General features: G+C 58.4%; 23 protein-coding genes. 15 read left to right on the top strand and 8 right to left on the bottom strand.

Annotated features, from left to right (window positions below):
- Positions 1-43: 43 nt before the first annotated feature.
- Both dprA and tldD read right to left on the bottom strand, forming a co-directional pair.
- A complete protein-coding gene (dprA, locus tag PEL8287_RS10000; RefSeq protein WP_085892337.1) occupies positions 44-1,192 on the bottom strand; it encodes a DNA-processing protein DprA in 1,149 nt (382 codons plus the stop codon).
- A 390-nt stretch (positions 1,193-1,582) separates the two neighbouring features.
- Positions 1,583-3,004 (bottom strand): metalloprotease TldD, encoded by a 1,422-nt coding sequence (gene tldD, locus PEL8287_RS09995; protein ID WP_085892336.1) that lies wholly within the window; start codon positions 3,002-3,004, stop codon positions 1,583-1,585.
- A 195-nt stretch (positions 3,005-3,199) separates the two neighbouring features.
- On the opposite strand from tldD, the gene coxB reads away from it, so the two are divergent.
- The 10 genes from coxB (at position 3,200) to PEL8287_RS09950 (ending at position 11,572) form a co-directional block, all read left to right on the top strand.
- Positions 3,200-4,069 (top strand): cytochrome c oxidase subunit II, encoded by an 870-nt coding sequence (gene coxB / locus PEL8287_RS09990; RefSeq protein ID WP_085892232.1) that lies wholly within the window; start codon positions 3,200-3,202, stop codon positions 4,067-4,069.
- An 80-nt stretch (positions 4,070-4,149) separates the two neighbouring features.
- On the top strand, positions 4,150-5,097 hold the full coding sequence (gene cyoE / locus PEL8287_RS09985) for a heme o synthase (protein WP_085892231.1): 948 nt from the start codon (positions 4,150-4,152) through the stop codon (positions 5,095-5,097).
- The gene (locus PEL8287_RS20020) at positions 5,097-5,261 is read left to right on the top strand and encodes a cytochrome c oxidase system small membrane protein (protein WP_176228611.1); all 165 of its coding nucleotides are present in this window, start codon (positions 5,097-5,099) and stop codon (positions 5,259-5,261) included. Before cyoE ends, PEL8287_RS20020 begins: the two co-directional genes overlap by 1 nt.
- A complete protein-coding gene (locus PEL8287_RS09980; RefSeq protein ID WP_085892230.1) occupies positions 5,261-5,842 on the top strand; it encodes a cytochrome c oxidase assembly protein in 582 nt (193 codons plus the stop codon). The genes PEL8287_RS20020 and PEL8287_RS09980 overlap by 1 nt, the downstream gene beginning before the upstream one ends.
- 25 nt (positions 5,843-5,867) lie before the next feature.
- Entirely contained in the window at positions 5,868-6,680 is an 813-nt protein-coding gene (locus tag PEL8287_RS09975) for a cytochrome c oxidase subunit 3 (RefSeq protein ID WP_085892229.1), read from the top strand.
- A 91-nt stretch (positions 6,681-6,771) separates the two neighbouring features.
- Positions 6,772-7,458, top strand: coding sequence for an SURF1 family protein (locus PEL8287_RS09970; protein ID WP_085892228.1), 687 nt, complete (start codon positions 6,772-6,774; stop codon positions 7,456-7,458).
- On the top strand, positions 7,455-8,843 hold the full coding sequence (gene thrC, locus PEL8287_RS09965; protein ID WP_085892227.1) for a threonine synthase: 1,389 nt from the start codon (positions 7,455-7,457) through the stop codon (positions 8,841-8,843). Before PEL8287_RS09970 ends, thrC begins: the two co-directional genes overlap by 4 nt.
- Positions 8,840-10,102, top strand: coding sequence for a M16 family metallopeptidase (locus tag PEL8287_RS09960; protein ID WP_085892226.1), 1,263 nt, complete (start codon positions 8,840-8,842; stop codon positions 10,100-10,102). The genes thrC and PEL8287_RS09960 overlap by 4 nt, the downstream gene beginning before the upstream one ends.
- A complete protein-coding gene (locus tag PEL8287_RS09955; protein ID WP_176228610.1) occupies positions 10,102-10,686 on the top strand; it encodes a GNAT family N-acetyltransferase in 585 nt (194 codons plus the stop codon). Before PEL8287_RS09960 ends, PEL8287_RS09955 begins: the two co-directional genes overlap by 1 nt.
- Before the next feature lie 67 nt (positions 10,687-10,753).
- Positions 10,754-11,572, top strand: coding sequence for an MBL fold metallo-hydrolase (locus PEL8287_RS09950; protein ID WP_085892224.1), 819 nt, complete (start codon positions 10,754-10,756; stop codon positions 11,570-11,572).
- Positions 11,573-11,605: 33 nt separating this feature from the next.
- Here PEL8287_RS09950 and PEL8287_RS09945 read toward each other — a convergent pair whose 3' ends face one another.
- Positions 11,606-13,009: a hypothetical protein gene (locus PEL8287_RS09945; protein WP_085892223.1), complete on the bottom strand. Its 1,404-nt coding sequence runs from the start codon at positions 13,007-13,009 to the stop codon at positions 11,606-11,608.
- A gap of 233 nt (positions 13,010-13,242) precedes the next feature.
- Here PEL8287_RS09945 and PEL8287_RS09940 point away from each other — a divergent pair, with 233 nt between their 5' ends.
- From PEL8287_RS09940 to PEL8287_RS09925, 4 genes are all read left to right on the top strand, one after another.
- Positions 13,243-14,658 (top strand): FAD-binding oxidoreductase, encoded by a 1,416-nt coding sequence (locus PEL8287_RS09940; protein WP_085892222.1) that lies wholly within the window; start codon positions 13,243-13,245, stop codon positions 14,656-14,658.
- A 184-nt stretch (positions 14,659-14,842) separates the two neighbouring features.
- Positions 14,843-15,547, top strand: coding sequence for an ABC transporter permease (locus PEL8287_RS20015; RefSeq protein ID WP_085892221.1), 705 nt, complete (start codon positions 14,843-14,845; stop codon positions 15,545-15,547).
- Entirely contained in the window at positions 15,544-16,257 is a 714-nt protein-coding gene (locus tag PEL8287_RS09930; RefSeq protein WP_085892220.1) for an ATP-binding cassette domain-containing protein, read from the top strand. The genes PEL8287_RS20015 and PEL8287_RS09930 overlap by 4 nt, the downstream gene beginning before the upstream one ends.
- Positions 16,258-16,272: 15 nt before the next feature.
- Positions 16,273-17,073 (top strand): ABC transporter substrate-binding protein, encoded by an 801-nt coding sequence (locus PEL8287_RS09925; RefSeq protein WP_085892219.1) that lies wholly within the window; start codon positions 16,273-16,275, stop codon positions 17,071-17,073.
- Positions 17,074-17,174: 101 nt separating this feature from the next.
- On the opposite strand, the gene PEL8287_RS09920 is transcribed toward PEL8287_RS09925, so the two are convergent.
- The 4 genes from PEL8287_RS09920 to PEL8287_RS09905 are packed head-to-tail and all read right to left on the bottom strand — an operon-like array spanning position 17,175 to position 19,615.
- The gene (locus PEL8287_RS09920) at positions 17,175-17,654 is read right to left on the bottom strand and encodes a DUF6505 family protein (protein ID WP_085892218.1); all 480 of its coding nucleotides are present in this window, start codon (positions 17,652-17,654) and stop codon (positions 17,175-17,177) included.
- The gene (locus PEL8287_RS09915; protein WP_085892217.1) at positions 17,651-18,358 is read right to left on the bottom strand and encodes a biotin/lipoate--protein ligase family protein; all 708 of its coding nucleotides are present in this window, start codon (positions 18,356-18,358) and stop codon (positions 17,651-17,653) included. The genes PEL8287_RS09920 and PEL8287_RS09915 overlap by 4 nt, the downstream gene beginning before the upstream one ends.
- The gene (gene apbC / locus PEL8287_RS09910) at positions 18,355-19,419 is read right to left on the bottom strand and encodes an iron-sulfur cluster carrier protein ApbC (RefSeq protein WP_085892216.1); all 1,065 of its coding nucleotides are present in this window, start codon (positions 19,417-19,419) and stop codon (positions 18,355-18,357) included. Before apbC ends, PEL8287_RS09915 begins: the two co-directional genes overlap by 4 nt.
- 1 nt (position 19,420) lies before the next feature.
- Positions 19,421-19,615 (bottom strand): DUF6494 family protein, encoded by a 195-nt coding sequence (locus PEL8287_RS09905; protein WP_085892215.1) that lies wholly within the window; start codon positions 19,613-19,615, stop codon positions 19,421-19,423.
- 96 nt (positions 19,616-19,711) lie between these two features.
- Between PEL8287_RS09905 and PEL8287_RS09900 the strand changes: the two genes are divergently transcribed.
- The gene (locus tag PEL8287_RS09900) at positions 19,712-20,449 is read left to right on the top strand and encodes a hypothetical protein (protein ID WP_235862269.1); all 738 of its coding nucleotides are present in this window, start codon (positions 19,712-19,714) and stop codon (positions 20,447-20,449) included.
- Here the strand turns inward: PEL8287_RS09900 and PEL8287_RS09895 are convergent.
- Positions 20,443-22,401, bottom strand: coding sequence for a 4Fe-4S binding protein (locus PEL8287_RS09895; protein WP_085892213.1), 1,959 nt, complete (start codon positions 22,399-22,401; stop codon positions 20,443-20,445). The genes PEL8287_RS09900 and PEL8287_RS09895 overlap by 7 nt on opposite strands.
- Positions 22,402-22,479 lie beyond the last annotated feature (78 nt).

Here is a 22,479-nt window from a genome sequence, read left to right as displayed (position 1 = left end):
CCTGTCAAAAGCCGCAATTTGTCCGGATTGATCTGGTGTGCGGTCAGGGCGCGAGGGAAAGAAGACCGCCAGCCTGCCGTTTGATGCGCCCCTCCAGCTCCAGATCCAGCAGCACCGGCGCTACACTGTGCGCAGGGGCAGAAAGATCTCGGATCAACTGATCTTCTGCCACGGGCGAAGGCCCCAGGCGATCAAGGATCTGACTGTGCAGCAATGCAGTTTCGCGCAGGCTGCGTTTTTCAGCAGGCGGTGCAGGCGCGTCGGATAGCGGCATTTCGCCTTGTTCTGCCGGGGCCTGAGTGGCCGGCAATGCCTCGATTACGTCATCCGCGTTGCGCACAAGGCGGGCGCCATCGCGGATCAGCATGTTGCAACCGCTGGCGCGCGCGTCAAAGGGATGGCCGGGCACGGCCAGCACTTCGCGCCCCTGATCAAGGGCGTTGCGCGCGGTTATCAGCGAGCCGGATTTCGCCGCGGCCTCAACCACAACAACGGCCTGAGACATGCCGCTGATAATGCGGTTGCGGCGTGGAAAATGCCGGGCCTGGGGAATTGTGCCCATGGGCTGTTCAGACAGGCGCAGGCCGGCTTTGGCAATATCTTCGGCCAGACGGGTGTTTTCGGCGGGGTACATCACGTCCACGCCACCGGCCATTACCGCGACAGTGCCGGTTTCAAGGGCAGCCCCATGGGCAGCAGTATCGATCCCTCGGGCCAGGCCCGAGACGATGACATTACCCTTGCCCGCAAGACCGGCGGAAAGCGCTTTGGCCATTCGGGTTCCAAGCGATGAGGCATTGCGCGCACCAACGAGGGCAATCATCGGGCGTTGAGTGATTTTGGCGTCGCCGATGGCCCACAACAACGGTGGGGCATCCGAAATCTCTTGCAACAAGGCAGGGTATTCGGGGTCGGTGAAGCAAATAAGTCGCGCACCGGCAGCGTTTCCAGCGTTCAGTTCATCCTGAACAACGCCATCCGGACAAATCTGGTAATTTTCCACCCCGGCGGCTTTGGCAACATCCGGCAGCGCCAGGAGAGAGGCCTGAGCGCTGCCATGTTCTGTCATAAGCCGGTAGAAAGTGGAGGGACCGACCCTGCGGGAACGCAAGAGACGAAGCCATGACACCCGATCATCTTCCGTGGTGGGTGGGAGTGGGGGGTGAGTGGAAGGATGTATTTCCTCGGTCATCATGACTCCGCCTGCTTACCAAACCAGTATTAGGTCCCTGTTGGTTAATGGGGGGTAAACCTCAGATGTAAGCGCTGAGAAAAATGGGGAATCAGGGGTAACTATAAGAAAATAAGTAAAAAATACAAGATTCACTGCCGTTGATAGATGCCGGGATTACTGTTTCCAGGCTCAAGATCACACTGGCCTGATGCATTTGTCAGAAATTTGAACATTCGATTCGCTCGCATTGCAGGGTGACTGCCGAAATGTTCCGGGATGAGGTTTGCCAAAAATTCCAATGATTTTTCAAAGCGTCACATTGGCCAAGACCAACGAGAACGCAGCCGAAGGCGAAGTGCGAGACAAACCTGAGTGCGCGCAGGCGCACTCCGCTTGATAACACTGTGTTCAGATGGCCGATCCGCCAACGGTCAAGCCACTGATCATCACGGTGGGCTGACCTACACCCACGGGCACCCATTGGCCCTGTTTGCCGCAATTGCCCATGCCGGGGTCAAGTGCCATGTCGTTGCCCAGCGCGCGGATCTGCTTGAGGGCGGTAGCACCGTCACCGATCAGCGTGGCGCCCTTTACCGGTGCACCAACCCTGCCATTTTCGACGCGATACGCCTCGGTGCAGGAAAACACGAACTTGCCGTTGGTGATATCCACCTGTCCGCCGCCAAATCCGACCGCGTATATGCCATCCTTCAGATCAGCGACGATATCCGCCGGGTCCGCCTTGCCGCCCAGCATATAGGTGTTGGTCATGCGCGGCATCGGGGCATGGGCATAGCTTTCTCTCCGGCCGTTACCGGTCGGACGGGCGCCCATCAGCCGGGCGTTTTGCCGGTCCTGCATGTAACCTACCAGAATGCCATCTTCGATCAGGGTGTTCTTTTGTGACGGCGTGCCTTCGTCATCCACGGTGATCGAGCCGCGCCTGTCGGGGAGTGTACCGTCATCCAGAACGGTCACGCCCGGGGACGCAATACGCTGCCCCATAAGCCCGGCAAAGGCCGAGCTGCCCTTGCGGTTAAAGTCGCCCTCAAGCCCATGACCAATTGCTTCGTGCAGCAAAATTCCGGGCCAGCCGGGGCCAAGAACCACGTCCATCACCCCTGCGGGCGCAGGCCCGGCATCAAGATTGACGACCGCCACGCGCAGCGCCTCTTGGGCCTTTTTCTGCCAGTCGGCAGGATCCAGCAGGCCATCAAGGCCAATACGCCCGCCCCCCCCGGCGGTCCCGGTTTCACGGCGTCCGTCCTGATCGACAATGATCGAGACATTGATGCGGGTCATCGGGCGGATATCGCTCACTTCGGTGCCGTCCGGGCGCAGAATGAAAACCTCCTGATGCGACGCTGCGATGCTGGCCGAAACCTGCACCACCCGGGGGTCAAGATTGCGCGCAAAGGCATCTATCTGGCGCAGGGTTTCCAATTTCACCGGAAAGGACGCCCCGGCGATCGGGTCGGCATCGGTGTACAGGTGGCGGTTGGTGCGGGCTGGGGGCGGGGCCATCGTGCCGCCGCCATCGCCCACTGCCAGACGTGCGGTTTCGACCGCGCGGGCAAGGGCCGTCTCGGAAATATCTGAAGAATGCGCATATCCGGCCACTTCGCCGCGCACCGCGCGCAGTCCAAACCCTTCGGAGGCATCATAGGATGCAGTCTTGATCCGCCCATCATCAAACAGAAGCGCCTCGGACCGGCGGCGTTCGAGGAACAGTTCGCCATCATCCGCACCCCGGGTCGCGGCCCGCAATTGGGCAAGAGCGCGGTCGCGGTCCAGCGATGTCTCGAACGGGCGGAAGGGGCTGTCGGTCATTTTCAGGCGGTTCCTGTCTGTCTGAGGGCACATTAATTTGATCTAAATCAAAAAAGCGTCCGTTTGCCGCAATGGTCTTTCTTGTCTGTCGCAGCAGAATATGGTTTCTAGCGGCCTTGAGACAATGGGATTCCGTCGATAGAAGATCCCTACGTACTGACAGATATGAACCGCTTCAACCGATCAGGGTGTAAAATGCGACTACTTTCCAGCCTTCTGGCCGTCATGGCCGCCGTTTCCGCCCTTCCTGCGTCCGCACAGGAAGGTCTTGAATCCATCGGCAAGCCAATTTCCGGCGGCAAGGGGTTCCAGCCTGCCGCAACCGAACTGGCCCGCGATCTGCAATGGCTGGACGGTATGGTCCTGGTGATCATCACCGCGATTACGGTTTTTGTAACGGCCTTGCTGTGCATTGCCATCGTCCGTTTCAATCGCAAGGCAAACCCGACCCCGGCAAAATTCACCCATAACTCGCCGCTGGAAGTGGCCTGGACCCTGATCCCGATTGTGATTCTGGTCTTTATCGGGGCGTTTTCGCTGCCTGTCCTGTTCAAGCAGCAGGAAATCCCGCAAGGCGAGATCAACATCAAGGTGACCGGTTACCAGTGGTACTGGGGTTATGAATATACCGATCACGACTTCGGCTTTGAAAGCTTTCTGATAGGCGAAGGCAAAGTTCTGAACGACGAGGTTGTGGCCGAACTGGAAGCAGCCGGTTACACCCGTGACGAATTTCTGCTGGCCACCGACACGGCGGTTGTCGTGCCGGTGAACAAGGTTGTCGTGATGCAACTGACCGGTGCCGATGTGATCCATAGCTGGACCATTCCCGCCTTTGGCGTGAAACAGGATGCGGTGCCGGGACGTCTGGCGCAGCTTTGGTTCAAAGCCGAAAAAGAAGGCGTATATTTCGGTCAGTGCTCTGAACTGTGCGGTAAGGACCACGCCTATATGCCGATCACCGTCAAGGTGGTTAGCCAGGAGGCCTATGACGCATGGTTGAAAGGCGCGATCGAAGAATATGCCGGCAAGCCGCTGGATTATAACGTGGCCGCAGCCGAATGATGGCGGCGGGGCGGGGTAATCCCCGCCCAACGGCAGAAATGTAGGGCGGGGGTTACCCCGCCATATCCGGAAAGACGGAAATGAGCGACGCAAGCATCAACACAACAGGCGCACAGACGCAGATTGGCGACGCCGGGTTTGGCGATTATTTTGCCCTGCTCAAGCCACGTGTGATGTCACTGGTTGTGTTCACTGCGCTGGTTGGTCTGCTGGCGGCCCCTGTTGGCGTACATCCCGTAATCGGTTTTGCTGCGATTTTGTTTATCGCCGTAGGCGGCGGGGCGTCAGGTGCGCTGAACATGTGGTGGGATGCGGATATCGACCGGATCATGAAACGCACCAAGGGCCGCCCGATTCCAGCGGGAAAAATCACCGAAGGTGAAGCGTTTGCCTTTGGTATGACGCTGAGTGTGATGTCGGTGATCATGCTGGCGCTGGCCAGCAATTTTGTAGCGGCGGGCCTGCTGGCGTTCACAATTTTCTTCTACGTTGTGATTTATTCGATGTGGCTGAAGCGTTGGACCCCGCAGAACATCGTAATTGGTGGTGCGGCCGGTGCCTTTCCTCCGATGATCGGCTGGGCAGTGGCCACGGGAGGTATCAGTGTCGAGAGCGTACTGATGTTCACACTGATCTTCATGTGGACACCGCCGCATTTCTGGGCGCTATGCCTATTTATGAAATCTGACTATGAAAATGCCGGTGTGCCGATGCTGACCGTCACCCACGGACGCCGCGCAACCCGCACTCACATTCTGGTCTACACGATCCTGCTGGCACCGATTGCTGTTGGCACGGCCTTTACCAGCATTGGCGGACCGATTTATCTGGCTGTGGCGTTGCTGCTGAATGCGCTCTTTCTGAAAGGCGCCTGGGATATCTGGCGCCGCGACGAGGTGCAGGCCGAAGCCGACAAATACCGCACCGAAAAGAAAGTGTTCGCTCTGTCACTGTTTTATCTTTTCGGTCATTTCACCGCGATCCTTGCGCAATCGGCGCTGGCGCCCTTTGGCATCGGAGGCTGGTGATGGCTTTGTCGCGTCAACATGAGCTGCACAAACGCCGCTTTGGCCGCAACCTGGGCCTGGGTCTGGTGCTGGCTGGGTTTGTGGCTTTGGTGTTTGGCATGACGATTGTCAAAGTCACCAACGAAGATTTTTCGGTTCCTTCCAGTCAGGGGGCAGGCAACTGATGGAAATGGACGCGAAAACCAAAACCGTGACACGCCTGGTTGGCGTTGTACTGCTGATGGGCGGACTGGCCTGGGCCTCGGTGCCATTTTACGACTGGTTCTGCCGGGTGACCGGCTTTGGCGGGACAACAGGCGTGGCATCGAAAGCGTCAGGTGAAGTCCTGGACAAGACAATCACGATCCGATTTGATGCCAGCAAGGAAAACGGCATGCCATGGAAGTTCAAACCCATGGTGCGCGAGATGGAATTGCGGATCGGTGAAACCGGACTTGCCTTCTACGAGGCCTATAATCCGACCGACCGTCCCGTAGCAGGGCAGGCTGCCTATAATGTCACACCCTACGAAGCGGGTGGATTTTTCACCAAGATCGACTGCTTCTGCTTTACGGAGCAGGTGCTGCAGCCCGGTGAGCGGGTGCAAATGCCCGTCACCTTCTTTGTCGACCCAGAGATCGTGACCGACCGGGATGCGAAATACACCCATACGATCACCCTGTCCTATACATTCTACGAAATTGATCTTCCGCAAGAGCAAGCCGCCCTTGCACCCGAGCAAGAAACCGATAAAAAACTGAACTGAGCCTTCCACGAGGGATAGCAATAAGATGGCACACGAAAAAAACCACGACTACCACATTCTGAACCCCTCAATCTGGCCGTTTCTTGGCGCGCTGGCTGGGTTCATCATGCTTTTTGGGGCGGTCCTTTGGATTTCACCCAATGTCGAGAATAACCAGCCTTGGGTCTTTCTGGCCGGGTTTGTCGGCGTTCTCTACGTGATGTTCGGCTGGTGGACGGATGTTGTAACGGAAAGCCATGTCGGCGATCATACGCCGGTCGTCCGGATCGGTCTGCGCTATGGTTTCATGATGTTCATCATGTCCGAGGTGATGTTCTTTTCTGCGTGGTTCTGGGCTTTCTTCAAGAATGCCATGTACCCGATGGGACCGATGTCACCAATCAAGGATGGCGTCTGGCCGCCGGTCGGGATTGAAACCTTTGATCCCTGGCATCTGCCGCTTATCAACACGCTGATCCTGCTGTGTTCGGGTTGTGCCGCGACATGGGCACACCATGCGTTGGTGCATGAAAACAACCGTGAAGACGTGAAATGGGGCCTGATCATTGCAATTGCTCTGGGTGCGCTGTTCACGGTGTTCCAGGTATATGAATACAGCCACGCGGCCTTTGGTTTTTCGGGTAACATCTATGGTGCGACCTTCTTCATGGCTACCGGTTTCCACGGGGCGCATGTGATCATCGGAACGGTTTTCCTGTTCGTCTGCCTGATGCGGGTCTACCGCGGCCACTTCACCCCCGAACGGCATGTCGGGTTCGAGGCTGCGGCCTGGTACTGGCACTTTGTTGACGTGGTGTGGCTGTTCCTGTTTGCTGCCGTTTACATCTGGGGCGGCTGAGAAATCGCGTGGGTGACACCCACGCGCCCTCGATCAAACAAGGCGCGCGGGCAACTGCGCGCTTTTCCTTTTCAACCCGGAGCGTTCAGGTTTGCGCCGTATCATCATCCCCTTAGTTTTTGGACTGGCCGGGGCGGCTGTGCTGATCTCGCTTGGGGTTTGGCAGGTGCAAAGGCTGGCATGGAAAGAGGCTGTTCTGGCCGATATCGAAGCCCGGATAGCCGCCGCCCCCGTTGATCTGCCAGCAAAGCCCGATCCGGTTAATGATCGCTATCTGCCGGTAAAGGTCAGCGGCGTATTGGCGGGACCAGAACTGCACGTGCTGGTCAGCCAGAAACAGGTCGGCGCCGGATACCGGATCATTCAACCGTTCGAGGTGCAGGGCCGCCGGATCATGGTGGACCGTGGTTTTGTCACTGCAGACAAGATTGACACACCCCGGGCTCAGACCCATGAAACCCTGATCGGTAATCTGCACTGGCCCGACGAGACGGATGGCTACACGCCTGAACCTGATCTGTCCAAAAACATCTGGTTTGCCCGTGATGTGCCCAAGATGGCCCGCGCACTGAAGACTGAACAGGTTTTGCTGGTGGTGGCCAGCCAGAAGTCGGAAACGGACCCGAGTTTGACGCCACTGCCCGTGGACACAAGCGGCATTCCAAACGATCACCTGAGTTATGCAATCACCTGGTTTTCACTGGCGGCGATCTGGCTGGCGATGACCGGATACTTCCTGTGGCGGACGACCCCTACCAAGAAAGGCGATGTGACGTGAAATACATTTCGACAAGGGGTCAGGCGCCCGTATTGAACTTTGAAGAGGCAATGCTGACCGGGTTGGCGCGCGACGGCGGGCTTTACGTTCCGGAGACCATTCCACAGATGAGCCACGCCGATATCGCGGCGCTGGAAGGCTTGTCCTACGAAGAGGCAGCATTCAGGGTGATGCGGCCGTTCATTGGCGACACGTTCAACGATGACGAATTCAATCAGATCATTGCCAAGGCCTATGCCGGGTTCGGTCACGCCGCGCGCGCGCCGCTGGTGCAGTTGGATAGCGGGCATTTTCTGCTGGAATTGTTCCATGGCCCGACGTTGGCATTCAAGGATTTTGCCATGCAACTGATCGGTCAGTTGTTTGAGGCGGCGCTGAAGCGCAACGGGCGACGGGTATGTATTGTCGGCGCGACCAGCGGCGACACAGGCAGCGCCGCAATCGAGGCGTTCCGCGGTCTGAAGGCAGTGGATGTTTTTATCCTTTATCCGCATGGCCGGGTGTCCGAGGTGCAGCGCCGTCAGATGACAACACCTTCCGAGTCGAACGTGCACGCACTGGCAATGGATGGGCATTTTGACGACTGCCAGGCGCGGCTAAAAGATATGTTCAACGATTTCGAGTTCCGCGATGCGGTGGGGCTGGCAGGTGTCAACAGCATCAACTGGGCACGCGTGCTGGCGCAGGTGGTTTACTATTTCACTTCAGCAGTGTCGCTTGGCGCACCGCACAGGAAGGTTAGCTTTACGGTGCCGACGGGCAATTTCGGCGACATTTTTGCCGGCTACATCGCCAAACGCATGGGCCTTCCAATTGACCGGCTTGTGGTAGCGACGAACCAGAATGACATCCTGCATCGTTGCCTGAGCGGGGGGGAATACAAGCCGGATGGTGTCGTGCCTTCGATCAGCCCTTCCATGGATATTCAGGTCAGCTCGAACTTTGAGCGGGCCTTGTTCGAGGCATACGGGCGTGATGGCAATGCTGTCAGCCAGTTGATGGATGAACTGAAGGCGGGCGGGTTCAATGTCAGCCAGGGTGCCTTGCAGGTGTTGCGTGAAAACTTCGACAGTGGGCGTTGCAGCGAAGAGGAAACCCGTACAACGATACGCGAGGCCTATGCCCGTACCGGTGAGTTGCTGTGTCCGCATTCTGCCGTGGGCGTGAAGGTGGCCAAGGAGCAGCGCGTGGCGGGAACGCCGATGATCACGCTGGCGACGGCGCATCCGGCCAAATTTCCGGCTGCGGTAGAAGACTCGAGCGGTGTGCATCCCCCCTTGCCCGATCGCATGTCGGACCTGTATGAGCGGGACGAACGCGTAACCCGGGTTGAAAACGATCTGGACGCGCTTGAGACACTGATCAGAGAACGGACCGGGAATTGACCGTCAACCTTACCACGCTGCCCAACGGCTTTCGCATCGTCACCGAACATATGCCGGGGCTTCAGTCTGCGGCGATTGGCGTGTGGGTGCTGGCAGGCGCACGTCATGAAACGGCACAGCAGAACGGCATCGCGCACTTTCTGGAGCACATGGCGTTCAAGGGCACCAAACGGCGCACCGCGCTTGAGATTGCAGAGGCGATCGAGGACGTGGGAGGGTATATCAACGCTTATACCAGCCGCGAGGTCACGGCCTATTACGCGCGCGTGTTGAAGGACGATGTGGCGCTGGCGCTGGACGTGGTAGCGGATATTCTGCGCAACCCGATCTTTGACGCCCGCGAGATCGAGGTCGAGCGGGGCGTTATCCTGCAGGAGATCGGTCAGGCGCTGGATACGCCCGACGACATCATCTTTGACTGGTTGCAGGAAGAGGCATATCCCGATCACCCACTTGGCCGCACCATTCTTGGGCCGGAAGAGCGGATCAAGGCCTTTGCGCGCCACGATCTGGAAGGGTTCGTCGAACAGTATTATCGGCCCGGGCAAATGATCCTGTCGGCGGCGGGGGCGGTGGATCACGATGCGCTGGTGCGTTTGGCTGAAAAGATGTTCGGTGACATGGTGCCCAGTGCAGTGATCGAGCCACCGGTCGCACGTTTCATGGGCGGCGAAAGCCGTCACATCAAGGATCTGGAACAGGCGCATTTCGCGCTTGCCTTTGAAAGCCCGGATTATGCCGATCCGCAGATATATACGGCGCAGATATATGCCAGTGCGCTTGGAGGCAGCATGTCGTCACGCCTGTTTCAGGAGATCCGCGAGAAGCGGGGCCTTTGTTACACTATTTACGCGCAGGCCGGGGCCTATTCTGACACGGGCATGACCACGATCTATGCCGGCACCTCGGCCGAGCAGATGCCGGAACTGGCCCGGATCACTGTCGATGAGATGAAACGCGCGGCAGATGACATGAGCGCAGAGGAAGTCGAGCGCGCCCGGGCTCAGATGAAAGCGGGTCTGTTGATGGGGTTGGAAAGCCCCAGCAACCGGGCCGAACGTCTGGCGCGGATGTTGCAAATCTGGGGCCGGGTGCCTGCGCTGGAAGAAGTCGTTGAACGGATCGATGCGGTAGGACTAAAAGATGTTTCAGCATTGGCCGAGCAGATAGCGGCACGCGCCCCTGCGGCGATGGCACTTTATGGTCCGGTCGGGAATGCGCCCACGCTGGAGGCATTGCAGGAAAGGCGCGCAGCCTGATGTTTATCCCGCGCCGTAAGCTGCGGATCGAGACCGAGCGCATGACCCTGCGCCAGCCGGTGATGAATGATTTTCGCGATTGGAGCAGCCTGCGCACGACAAGTGCAGATTTCCTGACCCCCTGGGAACCAAGCTGGGCCCGGGATCATCTGGCACGCAAGGGTTTCACCAACCGGGTCTATTGGGCGCAGCGTTCGATCTCCAACGGTTCGGCCGTACCGCTTTTCCTGATCCGGCGTGAAGATCAGGTTTTGCTGGGCGCGATCACCCTGGACAATATTCGGCGCGGCCCGTCTCAGGCGGGCACCCTGGGATATTGGATCGGCGCGCCCTTTGCGCGGCAGGGTTATATGAAAGAGGCCATATTGGGCATGGTGCATTATGCGTTCGAGCGTTTGGATCTGAGCCGGATCGAGGCCGCCTGCCTGCCGGAGAACAAGGCCTCGCGTGCCTTGCTGGAAAAAAGCGGGTTCAAATACGAAGGTGTCGCACAAAGCTATCTGCAAATCGACGGTCGCTGGCGCACCCATGTGCTCTATGCGTCGCTCAGGATGGACCGGCGTGGACGCACCGAAGCCGGATAAGCCAATCCTTTAGGGGTGACGGATGGGGTTTGTGTGCTACCTTGGTGGGACAAGGAGGTATGCTGCCATGATACGTTTTATCCTTGTTCTGATAATGTTGGTACCGCCCGCTGCCGCGCAGGAACGTCGGCCCAGCCATTGCATTGCCATTTCGCAAAGCGCCCCGGGGTTAGAGTATCTGCAGAAGGCCGCCTTCAGCGATCCGCTGCCCGAATTTTCAGTGCGCATCAGTTATATCGCGCATGCGTCTTTCCTGATTCAGGCGGGACAAAGAAGTGCTGTAACGGATTTTACCGGGTTCATCGGCAACGTGGATTTCACCCCGGATGCGGTTACGATGAACCACGCCCATGACACCCATTGGACAGCCTATCCGGATCCTGAAATTCCCAATGTCCTGCCCGGCTGGGGTGAATTTGGTCAGGGCATCGAACACCACCTTGATCTGGAGGACATGCTGATCCGCAATGTGCCAACCGATATCCGGTCCTTTGGTGGCGGGATCGAACCCAAGGGTAACTCGATTTTCGTATTCGAGGCGGCAGGCCTGTGCATCGGGCATCTTGGCCATCTGCATCACGAGCCGACAGACGAACAATACGCAGCCCTTGGGCGTATGGATGTTGTCATGGCGGCGGTGGACGGAGGTATGACACTTGACCTGCCCACGATGATGAAGGTGCTGCGGCGGCTCAGGGCCAGAATCATCATTCCCATGCACTGGTTTGGCGATGGTACGCTGGGGCGTTTCCTGGCGGGGATGGCGCCTGATTTTCCGATTGTGAATGAGGGCGGCAGCGAGATCGAAATTTCACTACGCTCTTTGCCCTCCCAACCTACTGTTGTGGTACTTCGACCGCGTTATTTGCGCGATGCGGAAGAATAGGAAGGCCCCGGTTTGGCCGGGGCCATGCCATGTTTATTTGGAAAGAGGGGACAAGCCACCAAAGATGTGGCTGATTTTGATGCCGTCACTACTGCTGCTTACGTTGTGGCAGGTAAAACAGTTTTCAGACTGAAACCCGTTGTTGGTATCCGGGTACTGGTGGAATGTTTCCATCGTGGAATTGGCCAGCCGCAGACCGCCGCGGATGTTCGCATCTGTGCCGCTGGTTGGTATCTGGCCCTCAGCCGTCCAGATGCCGCCCAGCTGGTAGTAATTGCCGCGTACATCCCCCAGTTTCGCCAGCATGCCCAGAACCGTGGCATTCAGCGAAACCAGATCGGTATTGCTTTCAACCTCGGTTGTCTCTGCGGGGCTGTTGCCCCAGGGGTTTTCCTGAACCACATCGACCGGGACAATCGTGCTGCCCTTGTCAGCGGTGATATTGCCGGAACTGTCGACGCTGGCCACTGTTGTCACAGCAGCGGGCTGGGCTGCACCTGATGGCAGAAATGTCCAGTTGCCGGTACTGTCATAAGCCTGCGATGTCGCCGTGCCCTGCTGGTTGAGATAGTAAAATTCGGCATTTGGCGCATTGCTGATATGCTCGAAACTGATCCAGACCAGTTCGGGGTGGCCATTCACGGGGGCAACGATGTGCATTCCGACCAGCGCCAGTTCAAGTGTTTCCGATCCATTCCGCGTCCAGGTGGTGTCGGACGTTTTGGTATAGGCCGGAACCTGGGCTTTCATGGTGACAAATTCTGCAGCATCGACCGTTGAGGCATCCACCCATGAGGTCTTGAGTTCCATCGTCATGGCCTGCGGATTTGCCAGATCATGGCCAACATAGGCCGCGATGAGTGCCATGTCTGCTTCGGTCGTGGGAAAGTTTTCGGCAATGGGCGTGCCGGTGAATTTTCCGGTTTTCTGTCCGGTCAGGTACTGGGCATAGATATCGTTGGTGTGGATGCCGTAATAGTTGAGAGAGCCTTTCTGACTGATCAGAACATCGCTGCCTCCGGCCTGTCCAGTTCCACCGATATCTTCGGCTTTCACGCTGCGCAGGCTCATCAGATTGGCAGCTTCGGTACTGTTTTGCTGAAAACTGAACCCACCCTGAGCATTGGCGACCACATCGTAGAATTCGGGGCTGTCGAACACGAGATCATCGCCTGGCGCCGGGCTGGTCAGCCACAAGAACATCTGCGCCCCCCATTTGTAAAAGTCGCAATCGGTGTTCTTTATTGGTGGAAAGGTAAACCCGTCAGCCGGGCTGACCGCGCCATTCTGCGCGGCGGACCCTGAATAAAACCACGCATCAAAGCCGCTGGAATCAAGGCCGCAGGTATTTTGGTAATCGCTGGGAAAGCTGTTCTGGGCGAAGGCGCTGCCGCCAGCCAATGCAAAAAGCGCTGTCGTTAACAGGACCGGTTTCATGGAAATCTCCTTGTTGAAAGAACTTGGGAATGAAAGTTTGGGTGAAACACATTCTACTAATCTGTGGTTGTATATTCACCTTTGATTGAAGGTCTGTCCAGATAAATCGACCTTAGCGTGTATTTCGGGGGCCATAGGGAGGGTCGCGTTGAAAGGATGCCGAATTACCACCGGGCTGCGCGCTTTCAACAAGAAGGACTGGACGGTCCCGGCGTGCGTGCTAGGACAGGGGTATGACCCTGAATTCTGCTGATCCCGCTTTCGTCGCAAATCTGCGTCGGCTTCTGCCGCCCGCCGCCTTTCGCGACATTTCACCCGCTTATCTGCAAGAGCCGCGCGGCCGTTGGCAGGGCCAGGCGGGTGTCGTTGTGGCACCAGATTGCACCGAAGATGTAGCCGCTGTTGTGCGTGCCGCCGCCAAGGCATGCGTGCCCATAATACCTTACGGTGGGGGTACAGGCCTGGTGGGCGGCCAGATCAGCGCAAATGGCCCGGCACCGGTTGTTCTGAGCCTTGAGCGCATGTGTGCGATACGAGGTGTTTTCCCTGACGAGAACGTGATGGTTGTCGAAGCTGGGGTGATTTTGGCAGATATTCATGATGCGGCCAGCAAAGTGGATCGCTTGTTTCCCTTGTCGATTGCCGCCAAAGGCAGCGCGCGTATCGGCGGCAATCTGGCTACCAATGCGGGCGGGGTGAATGTGTTACGCTATGGCAATGCCCGCGATCTGTGTCTGGGGTTGGAGGCCGTGTTGCCTGACGGGCAGATCTGGCACGGGCTAAAACGCCTTCGCAAGGACAATACCGGGTATGATCTGAAGAACCTGCTTATTGGTTCGGAAGGCACCTTGGGGGTGATCACGGCGGCCGCGCTGAAACTTCACCCAATACCTGCAGGCGAAGGTACGGCGCTGATGACGGTGAAAGACCCGCGCGCTGCATTGAATCTTTTGGCAATGGCGCGCGATCAGTTGGGAGAGGCGATCAGCGCGTTTGAATTGATGCACCGCACCGGATTGGAGTTTCTGACCGAGGCCCTGCCAGATTTGCGCCAGCCCTTTGAGGTGGCCCCGGAATGGTTTGTTTTGATTGATGTTGGTCTGGCACGTGGGCTGAATCCGTCTGAAGCACTTGAGGTTCTGTTTGCTGATGCGTTCGAGGCGGGGCTGGTCAGCGACGGCACGATCGCGCAATCCCAGGCGCAGAGACATGCCTTCTGGGAGGTGCGTGAACAAATCCCCGAAGCAAACCGGCGGGTAGGGTCCGTCAGCTCGCACGATATCTCTGTACCGATGAGCGTCATTCCCGAGTTTATTGAAAGGGGAGGCGAAATCATTGCCGGTCTGGGTGATTTCCGGATCAATTGTTTCGGACATCTGGGTGATGGCAACCTGCATTACAACGTTTTCCCCCTGGCGGGGCACCACCGGGATGACCACCGCAATCAACGCGACGCGATCAAGCGCGCGGTGCATGATCTGGTTGATGAAATGGGCGGGTCGATTTCGGCCGAGCATGGAATCGGACGGCTGAAAGTGGATGATCTGGAACGCTACGGTGACCCGACCAAACTGTCGATGATGCGCGCAATCAAGGCCGCGCTGGATCCGGTTGGCATTATGAATCCGGGGGTTATTCTGCGCGAATGAGGTTTGATTGCGCCCTTTTTGTCCAGCTTTGCAGTTGTGGACATGGGGGCGATACCCATTCTGACCATTTGGACTGAGGGTGGGGCGAAAACAGACGGCACATGCCGCATTTCCCCTGTTTTTCCATAAGTTAAGTGGCTAACTCTTGGAGCGGAAGCTGGCGCAGGGGGACGCGCGGAGGATCATGTCTGAGTTGTGGGAAGGGTTAACCCAGGCCTTTTGGCTGGTGGTCACGCTGGATGCGGATCTGGTGGGTATTACCCTGCGATCGCTACGGGTGACTCTGACGGCGCTGATTCTGGCGTCGGCGATCGCACTCCCTCTGGCGGCCTTTCTGGCGGTCCGGCGGTTCCGGATGCGGCGGCTGACGATTGCAGTGCTGAATGCCCTGATGGGGCTGCCGCCGGTGGTGGTTGGGTTGATCGTTTACGTGTTTCTGTCGCGTGCCGGTCCGCTGGGCGTACTTGGGTTGCTGTTCACACCTACAGCAATGGTAATTGCGCAGGTGATCATCATCGTGCCGTTGATTGCCTCGGTGGCACATCAGTCCTTGCGCGAATTATGGGCGGAATATCATGATCTTCTGATCTCTATGAATACCACCCAAACGCAACGTATCGCAACATTGCTATGGGATGGCCGCCGGGCCCTGTTAACGGCGGCACTGGCCGGTTTTGGCCGTGGCATTGGAGAGGTCGGGGCGATCATGATTGTCGGGGGCAATATCGATCAGGTGACCCGTGTGCTGACCACGGCCATCGCATTGGAAACCGGCAAGGGCAATTTTGCCCTGGCACTTGGTCTGGGATTTGTCCTTATCGCCTTGGCGGTGGCAGTCAATCTTGCGATCCACTGGCTGAGCCGGACCGAAACGGAGGGCCGGTGGTGAGCGAATTGTTCCCATTGACTGTACAAGGCGCAAAGGTGCAGCGGCGCGGCAAGGTATTGCTGGGGCCGGTTGATCTGACGCTGGAAGGTCAGGGTGTGACTGTGGTGATCGGACCCAACGGCGCGGGCAAAACCAGCCTGCTGAAGATGTTGCACGGGATCGTCCGGTTGAGTGCCGGAAAGGTGACCTGGGCCTGCGGCCAAACCGAGGCACAGCGCCGGCAGGGGTTTGTATTTCAGGCGCCAGTGATGCTGCGCCGTACCGTTCTGGAAAACCTGACCTATCCTCTGCAGCTTGCAAACATGGCCAAACCCGAGGCGATGGCGCGGGCGAAGGATTGGACACAACGTATCGGGCTGGGTGATGCACAGACCCGTCAGGCGACTGTTCTGTCCGGAGGAGAGCGTCAGAAGCTGGCGCTGGCCCGGGCGTTGATCCGTGACCCGGATGTGCTGTTTCTGGATGAACCCTGCGCCTCGCTTGACGGGCGGGCGATGCGTGAAATCGAAGAGATTTTGCAGGCTGCCGCCAAGTCCGGTACGCGGATCATCATGTCGACCCATGACATGGGGCAGGCGCGGCGCCTGGCCACTGAGGTGATTTTCATTCTGCGCGGAAAGGTACACGAATTTGCGCAGGCCGGGGCATTTTTCAACTCGGCACAGACTGTCCAGGCACGGGAATTTCTCAACGGCGATATAGTCGAATAGAAGGGAGACTTTGGTATGTTGAAATGGTTTGCAAGCGCGGCTTTTGCGCTGGCTTTGGGTTCGGCTGCGATGGCCGAAGACCTGAAAATGGCAGTGACAACGTCGTTCCACAATTCCGGGCTGGCCGAGGTGCTGCTGCCGGAAATCAAGAAAGACACCGGTATTGATCTGCAGCTTCTGGTGGTCGGCACCGGTCAGGCCCTGCGTCTGGGTGAGGCAGGAGATGTGGATGCCATTCTGGTCCACGCCAAGGCGGCGGAAGAGAAATTTGTCGCCGCTGGCCATGGCACCCATCGGACCGAGATCATGTATAACGACTTTGTCATTATCGGCCCCAAGGCGGACCCGGCCAGCATCAGTGGCGCCGGCAGTGCCGCAGCGGCCTTGCAGATGATCGAAGGGGCCGAAGCCCCCTTTGTCAGCCGGGGCGATGACAGTGGCACCCATAAAAAGGAACTCAGCCTTTGGAAAGGGGCGGGGGTCACGCCCGAAGGGGCATGGTACAAGGCCGTAGGCGCAGGCATGGGGTCAGCATTGAATACGGCAAGCGGCATGAATGCCTATATCCTGTCGGACCGGGCCAGCTGGTTGAATTTTGGCAACAAGGGTGATCTGGCATTGCTGTATGCGGGTGATCCGGTGCTGTTCAACCAATATGCCTATATTCCGGTGAATCCCGAAAAACACGCTCATGTCAAAAGCGATCTGGCCATGCAGCTTGAAGCCTGGCTGGTTTCGGACCGTGCCAAGGAACTGATAGACGGCTACCGTTTGTCCGCCGAGCAGCTGTTCACGTATAACGCCAAGAGCGAGTGACAGGGATATATACAGGGTAGGGCGCGCGGGGGCCCCAAGGGGTATTTGTGCCAAGAAAAAGCAAGGGCGTGTCCCTTGCTTTTTTTTCGAAGAGGCGGGGTTTATTCGTCGAGGCTGCCGTGGATTGCAAACTGTTCCAGCCCGGCTTCCTGCACTTCGATCACGCGATAGCTTTCGCGCACCCCGGCCTCGGTCAGCTCGCGTGCTACCGTCAGCAACGTGTTTGGGGCGTGATCCTCGCACAACTCAATCATATGGGCGATTTCCTCGTTGGCGATGGGCAGGGCCGCGGCCAGATCAGGGGCGCCGTAGATGTCCACGAAATGCTGCGCCAGTGCCCGGCTCAGAGCATCGCGCTCGGCCTCTTCCACTTGGGTAATGGCGACGAAGGTAACGCGGCCAAAGGTTTCGACCCCAAGCCAGCCGTTGGAAAAGGCCTGCCGTGCCTTGCCGGTAAGGTCCGCCTCGGTCCAGTTGGAAAACTCGAAGCCGCCCGAAATGCACCATTCTCCGGTGCGCGCGGGGCTGTGGAACACGCGTTGGTCGCTTTCGTCGAAATGGATTGCACGGGCCAGTTTCATGGGCTTTTCTCCAGCTGGGTGCTGAGCGGGATCAGGTGGGTTGTCTTGGAATCGCGCAGCAACATACCAAACTTTTCATCGACGCCAAGGAAGGTGCCGGACAGGCCATTTTGCGTGATATCCTCGCCAATGCCATGGGCCAGCCCGCGCCACTCGGCATGAACAGGTTGTGCGCCGTGTTCGTCCCACCGCGTGATCCAGTTAAGGGTATGGCGCGACCAGCTCTCCAGAAGCGCGGTCGGATCTACATCGGCGCAGCCTTCATCGTAAAGGGCTGTCTGATCCGGCCGATCGCCAGGGCGTTCGGCGATCTGCATCAGCGGTAATTCAAACCCCACCACCAGCCATCCGGGCAGGGCCGCAGGGTCGCTTCCGCCAGCCGCCACGCGCAGCCGCCCGCACGACGCGCCGTTGATGCGGATGCCACCGGACCATTCCAGATGAACCGCCACTTCCGGGGGGGCCAGCGCGCCAAGCGCGTTCTGAAAGCCGACACCGCAAGTGGGAAGCATGGCCATCGCGTCTTCCAGTGGCACCTCGGGGGCCATGACCAAAGCCGCCATTATCCGGTCGGCGGTGATGTTGTGCACGATCAACCCGGCATCGCAGCCAAGTGCGGCCATGGCACAGGCCTTGTCGAACGGATCGATCCGGCCCTCTACACCCAGGCCGGACATCAGCGGCGGGAAAGCAGGCGCGGTCATGCCACCCCCTGGGCAATCAGCTGCCGGGCGATATCACGAAAAGCCTGCGCCTGAGGCGCATCAGGTTTAGAGACCACAATGGGCGCGCCACCATCGGCCGCCAGACGGATATCCAGATGCAGTGGGATCTCGGCCAGCAGAGGCACGTTCATTTTTTTGGCTTCAGTTGCCACACCGCCGTGGCCAAAGACGTGCTCTTCATGGCCGCATTGCGAGCAGATATGCGTCGACATGTTTTCGATCATACCCAGCACAGGCACGTGCAACTGGTTGAACATGTCGATCCCCTTGCGCGCATCCAGCAACGCCACATCCTGCGGGGTCGAGACGATAATCGCACCATCCAGCGGCGCCTTTTGCGCCAGTGTCATCGGCACATCTCCGGTGCCTGGTGGCAGATCTACCAGCAGGCAGTCGAGCGCACCCCATTGCACCTGCATCAACATCTGTTGCAGCGCGCCCATCAGCATCGGACCGCGCCAAACCACGGCCTGACCTTCGTTGGTCATCAGACCGATGGACATCATCGTGACGCCATGATTGCGCATTGGCAGGATCGTTTTGCCATCGGGCGAGGCGGGCCGCCCCGAAACCCCGAGCATCCTTGGCTGGCTGGGCCCATAGACATCGGCATCAAGCAGGCCAACGCGCCGCCCTTCGGCGGCCAGGGCGCAGGCCAGATTTGCCGAGACAGTGGACTTCCCCACACCGCCTTTGCCGGAAGCAACGGCAATGATGTGCTCAACACCGGGAATTCTTTCGGGGCCTTTCGGTTCGGCCTTGCGTTGCGGTTTCAGGTCCGGTGGGGCCTTGGCTGAATGCCCTGTAAGTATTGCTGAAACCTCAGCCACACCTTCGATTGCCTTTACAGCCGCCTCAGCCGCATCGCGGACCGGGGCATAGGTCTCTGCCTTTGCTGGATCAATTTCCAGCACGAACCGCACCGTATTGCCTTCGACTGTCAGTGCCCGGGTGACGCCTGCTGAAACGATATCCGAGCCGCTGACCGGATCGGTAATCTGTTTGAGCGCATCAAGCACGCTCTCTCTTGTCAATGCCACGTCAGTTTTGTCCTTTGATCGTCCCGGTGACGACATGCTCGACATCCAGGCCTTCGACGGTCAGCACAACCTTGGCTGTGAATTCCTTGCCCGCAATATCCCCCGCATTGCGCAGGCCTTCTTCGATCGCCTGTTGCGAGGTCACACCGACCTGCTTGAGGAACTTGCGCATTGACATATTGAAGTCATCGCTCATTTTTTATCTCCTTCTTCCAAGTTTGTTGACGCAGGCCCCCGGGTTTTCCTACCCTTTGGCATGTGCGATTGGATTCCATCCCTTAAACGGGCGGCATTGGCCCTTGTTATCGTCGCGACCGGCCTGATGCCAGCCTTGGCGCGTGCCGATGACCGGACCTTTCGACTCAGCGTGCCGGATGCGCTGATTGAAACGGGGTTGATGAAACATCTGCTGCCGCGATTTTCGTTGAAAACCGGTGTGCGGATTGAGTTGGTGCCCGAGGCGACCGAGGCCGAGATCACCCTTTCGTCTGGCAAAGGGCGGCCCGTTTTTTCGGATTCCAAAACCACATGGCATCTGCGCTTGCATGCGCAGGATCATGCCGGGGCCGCGCGGTTTGCAGATTGGCTGAATTCTGAGGTGGGTCAGCGGACACTGACCAGTTTTGAAGTGGACGGCACCGCACATTATACGCTGCCCGACGCCGTAGAAGAGATTGACGGCGCAGTGCAGTTTGAGGGCAATGCGGTTCGCGGACGGGCCCTGTCGGTGCGGCATTGCGGCCGCTGTCATGTTGTCAGCGAAGATAACCGGATGAACGCCATCGGATCGACCCCGTCCTTTTTCGTGCTGCGCGCGATGTCGGATTGGGATGTGCGGTTTCAAAGTTTCTACGCTCTCAACCCGCATCCGGCTTTCACCCAGATTGCCGAGGTGACAAAACCGTTCCCGATCCACCAACCGCCGCCCATCATCCCGGTTGAAATAACGTTGGATGATCTTGAGGCGATTTTGGCCTATGTATCGGACGTCGCCCCGGCCGACCTGGGTGCGCCGCTTGTTCATCAGTGATCCCGGCGTTTGCTGAGGTAATCATCGGTCGTACGCGGTCGTGGGCGCTCGCCGCCCTCAAACGGGTTATCCTGAGAGTTGAATTGTGCGTTTACCCGGCAGTTGTCGCACATCTGGATCATCCTGGCCGCGTCAGACGTGGCGAACATCGAGTGCTTGCCAGCCAGCTTTTCGATGATCTTTTCCACCGTCGATTTCACCCCGAACAGCGCGCCGCATTCGATACAGGCAAAAGGTTCTTCTTCGTTCAAGACCACCTGTGTCAGCGCCGCGTCGGTCAGGTTCAGGCGCGGCTCGTAGGTGATGGCGTCTTCGGGGCAGATGTTGGCGCACAGACCGCATTGCAGACAGGCATCCTCCTGAAAGCGCAGCTGTGGCATGTCGGGGTTGTCGTTCAGGGCACCTGAGGGGCAGAGCGAAACGCACGAAAGGCACAGGGTGCAGGCCTTGGTATCAACCAGTACGGCCCCATAAGGCGCGGTGTCGGGCAGTGGCAGGGTGTCTGTGCCGGGGTTCAGTGCCTTGGCCGAAAGGCGCGCCACCTGACGGCGACTACCCATCGGAAGCACCGGATCGGTGCAAGGCGCGGGCAGGTCTGCCGGGCCGTAAAGCGCATCGCTAAGCGCATCCGGATCGGTAATATCCAGCAGCCTGATCCTGGCTTCACCCGCGATCGCCTGTGCCAGGGGCACCTCCATATCCAATGCGTCGCGCTCGGTGTTGGGCGACAGCAGTAGCGCGACTTCGACAAAGCCCGAGGCAAGCGCGGCCAGCATCTCGGCATGTCCGAAACCTGACAGGGTAGATACCTCGAGCGGGATCACATCAGCCGGCAGGCCCCGGCCGTGGCGTGCTGCCATTTCGATCATCTGGCGGCCATAGGTTTCATCACAGACCAGCACACGCGGCGCCTTGCCTCCGGCGTTGCGATAGGCCTGTGCCAGTGTCTGCAGGCGGCGGAAAATGATCTCGGGTTGAGGTGCGTCATAGGTAATGGCCCCTGACGGGCAACGCGCCGCACAGGCGCCGCAACCGGCACAGACCATCGGGTCGATGCTGACGTGGTCGCCATCGGGGGTTATTGCGCCAGTAGGACAGATATTCAGACATTTGGAACAGCCTTGCTGCTCGGCCCGCGAATGGGCGCAGATCAGCGGCTCCAACGCGACATAAAGTGGTTTTTCAAATGTGCCCAGCAGTTGCGAGGCATCAAATACCGCGTCTGAAACAGCAGTCAGGCTAGCCGGATCGGCGCGCAGATACCCCTCGCGCTTCTCCGGGGCCGGGAACAGCGGGGTGCCGCCGCTCAGATCAAGAATGATGTCACAGGCACTTTGCCCACCATCGCGCGGTTCGGTCCAGCCAAGGGGGCCTCGTCCACCCGGGTCAACCTGCTGCAGGGCATCAATCAGCAGGGAAAACCCGCCAAGCGCCCCGTTGGCGCGGCGCAGCCGACCCCGGATCACGTCAAAAGCGCGGTCTTCTGGCACATCACAGTTGTCTGTCAGCAGCACGGTGACATTCAGCACCGGGGCCAATTTACCGGCAGCGGGCAGGGCCACATCACCGGCTCCGATAATCAGGCATATACCCTCCGAGATAACGTCCAGCGTCTTCTCACCAGGTGAGGGCAGGCTGGCTTCGGCCAGAAGGGCGGCCATTTTGGGTAGTTTAGAGCGGGGGTCAGATGTCCAACCGGCCCGGTCACGCAGGTCGATGAATCCTGGATCGGGGGCGCCAATTTCGGCGGCCAGTTCTTCAAAAACCCGCTGTTCCTGTCGGCAACAAATAATTGCGTCGCCTGTGGCAATTGCCTTGGATGCCTGGTCAATCTGGTGGGTGCAAAGGCCTGAATACACCTTGGAGCATGCAAAGCCGCTTACTTGTTCCAATGCGCCGCGATCCAGCTCTTGAGTTCCGGAGCAGTTACACAATATCAATTGCTTAGGCATGTTTTTCCTGGCTGGATTGTGGTGGATTTATGGGTGGATTTTGGATGCTGCGGCGTAAGATTAGGCACGATTCGTTCC

Origin of the sequence: Roseovarius litorisediminis, from assembly GCF_900172295.1 — a bacterium.
Classification (GTDB): Bacteria; Pseudomonadota; Alphaproteobacteria; order Rhodobacterales; family Rhodobacteraceae; genus Roseovarius; species Roseovarius litorisediminis.
Note: the sequence above shows the minus strand (reverse complement) of the source record. Positions and strands in the feature narration are given on the sequence as shown.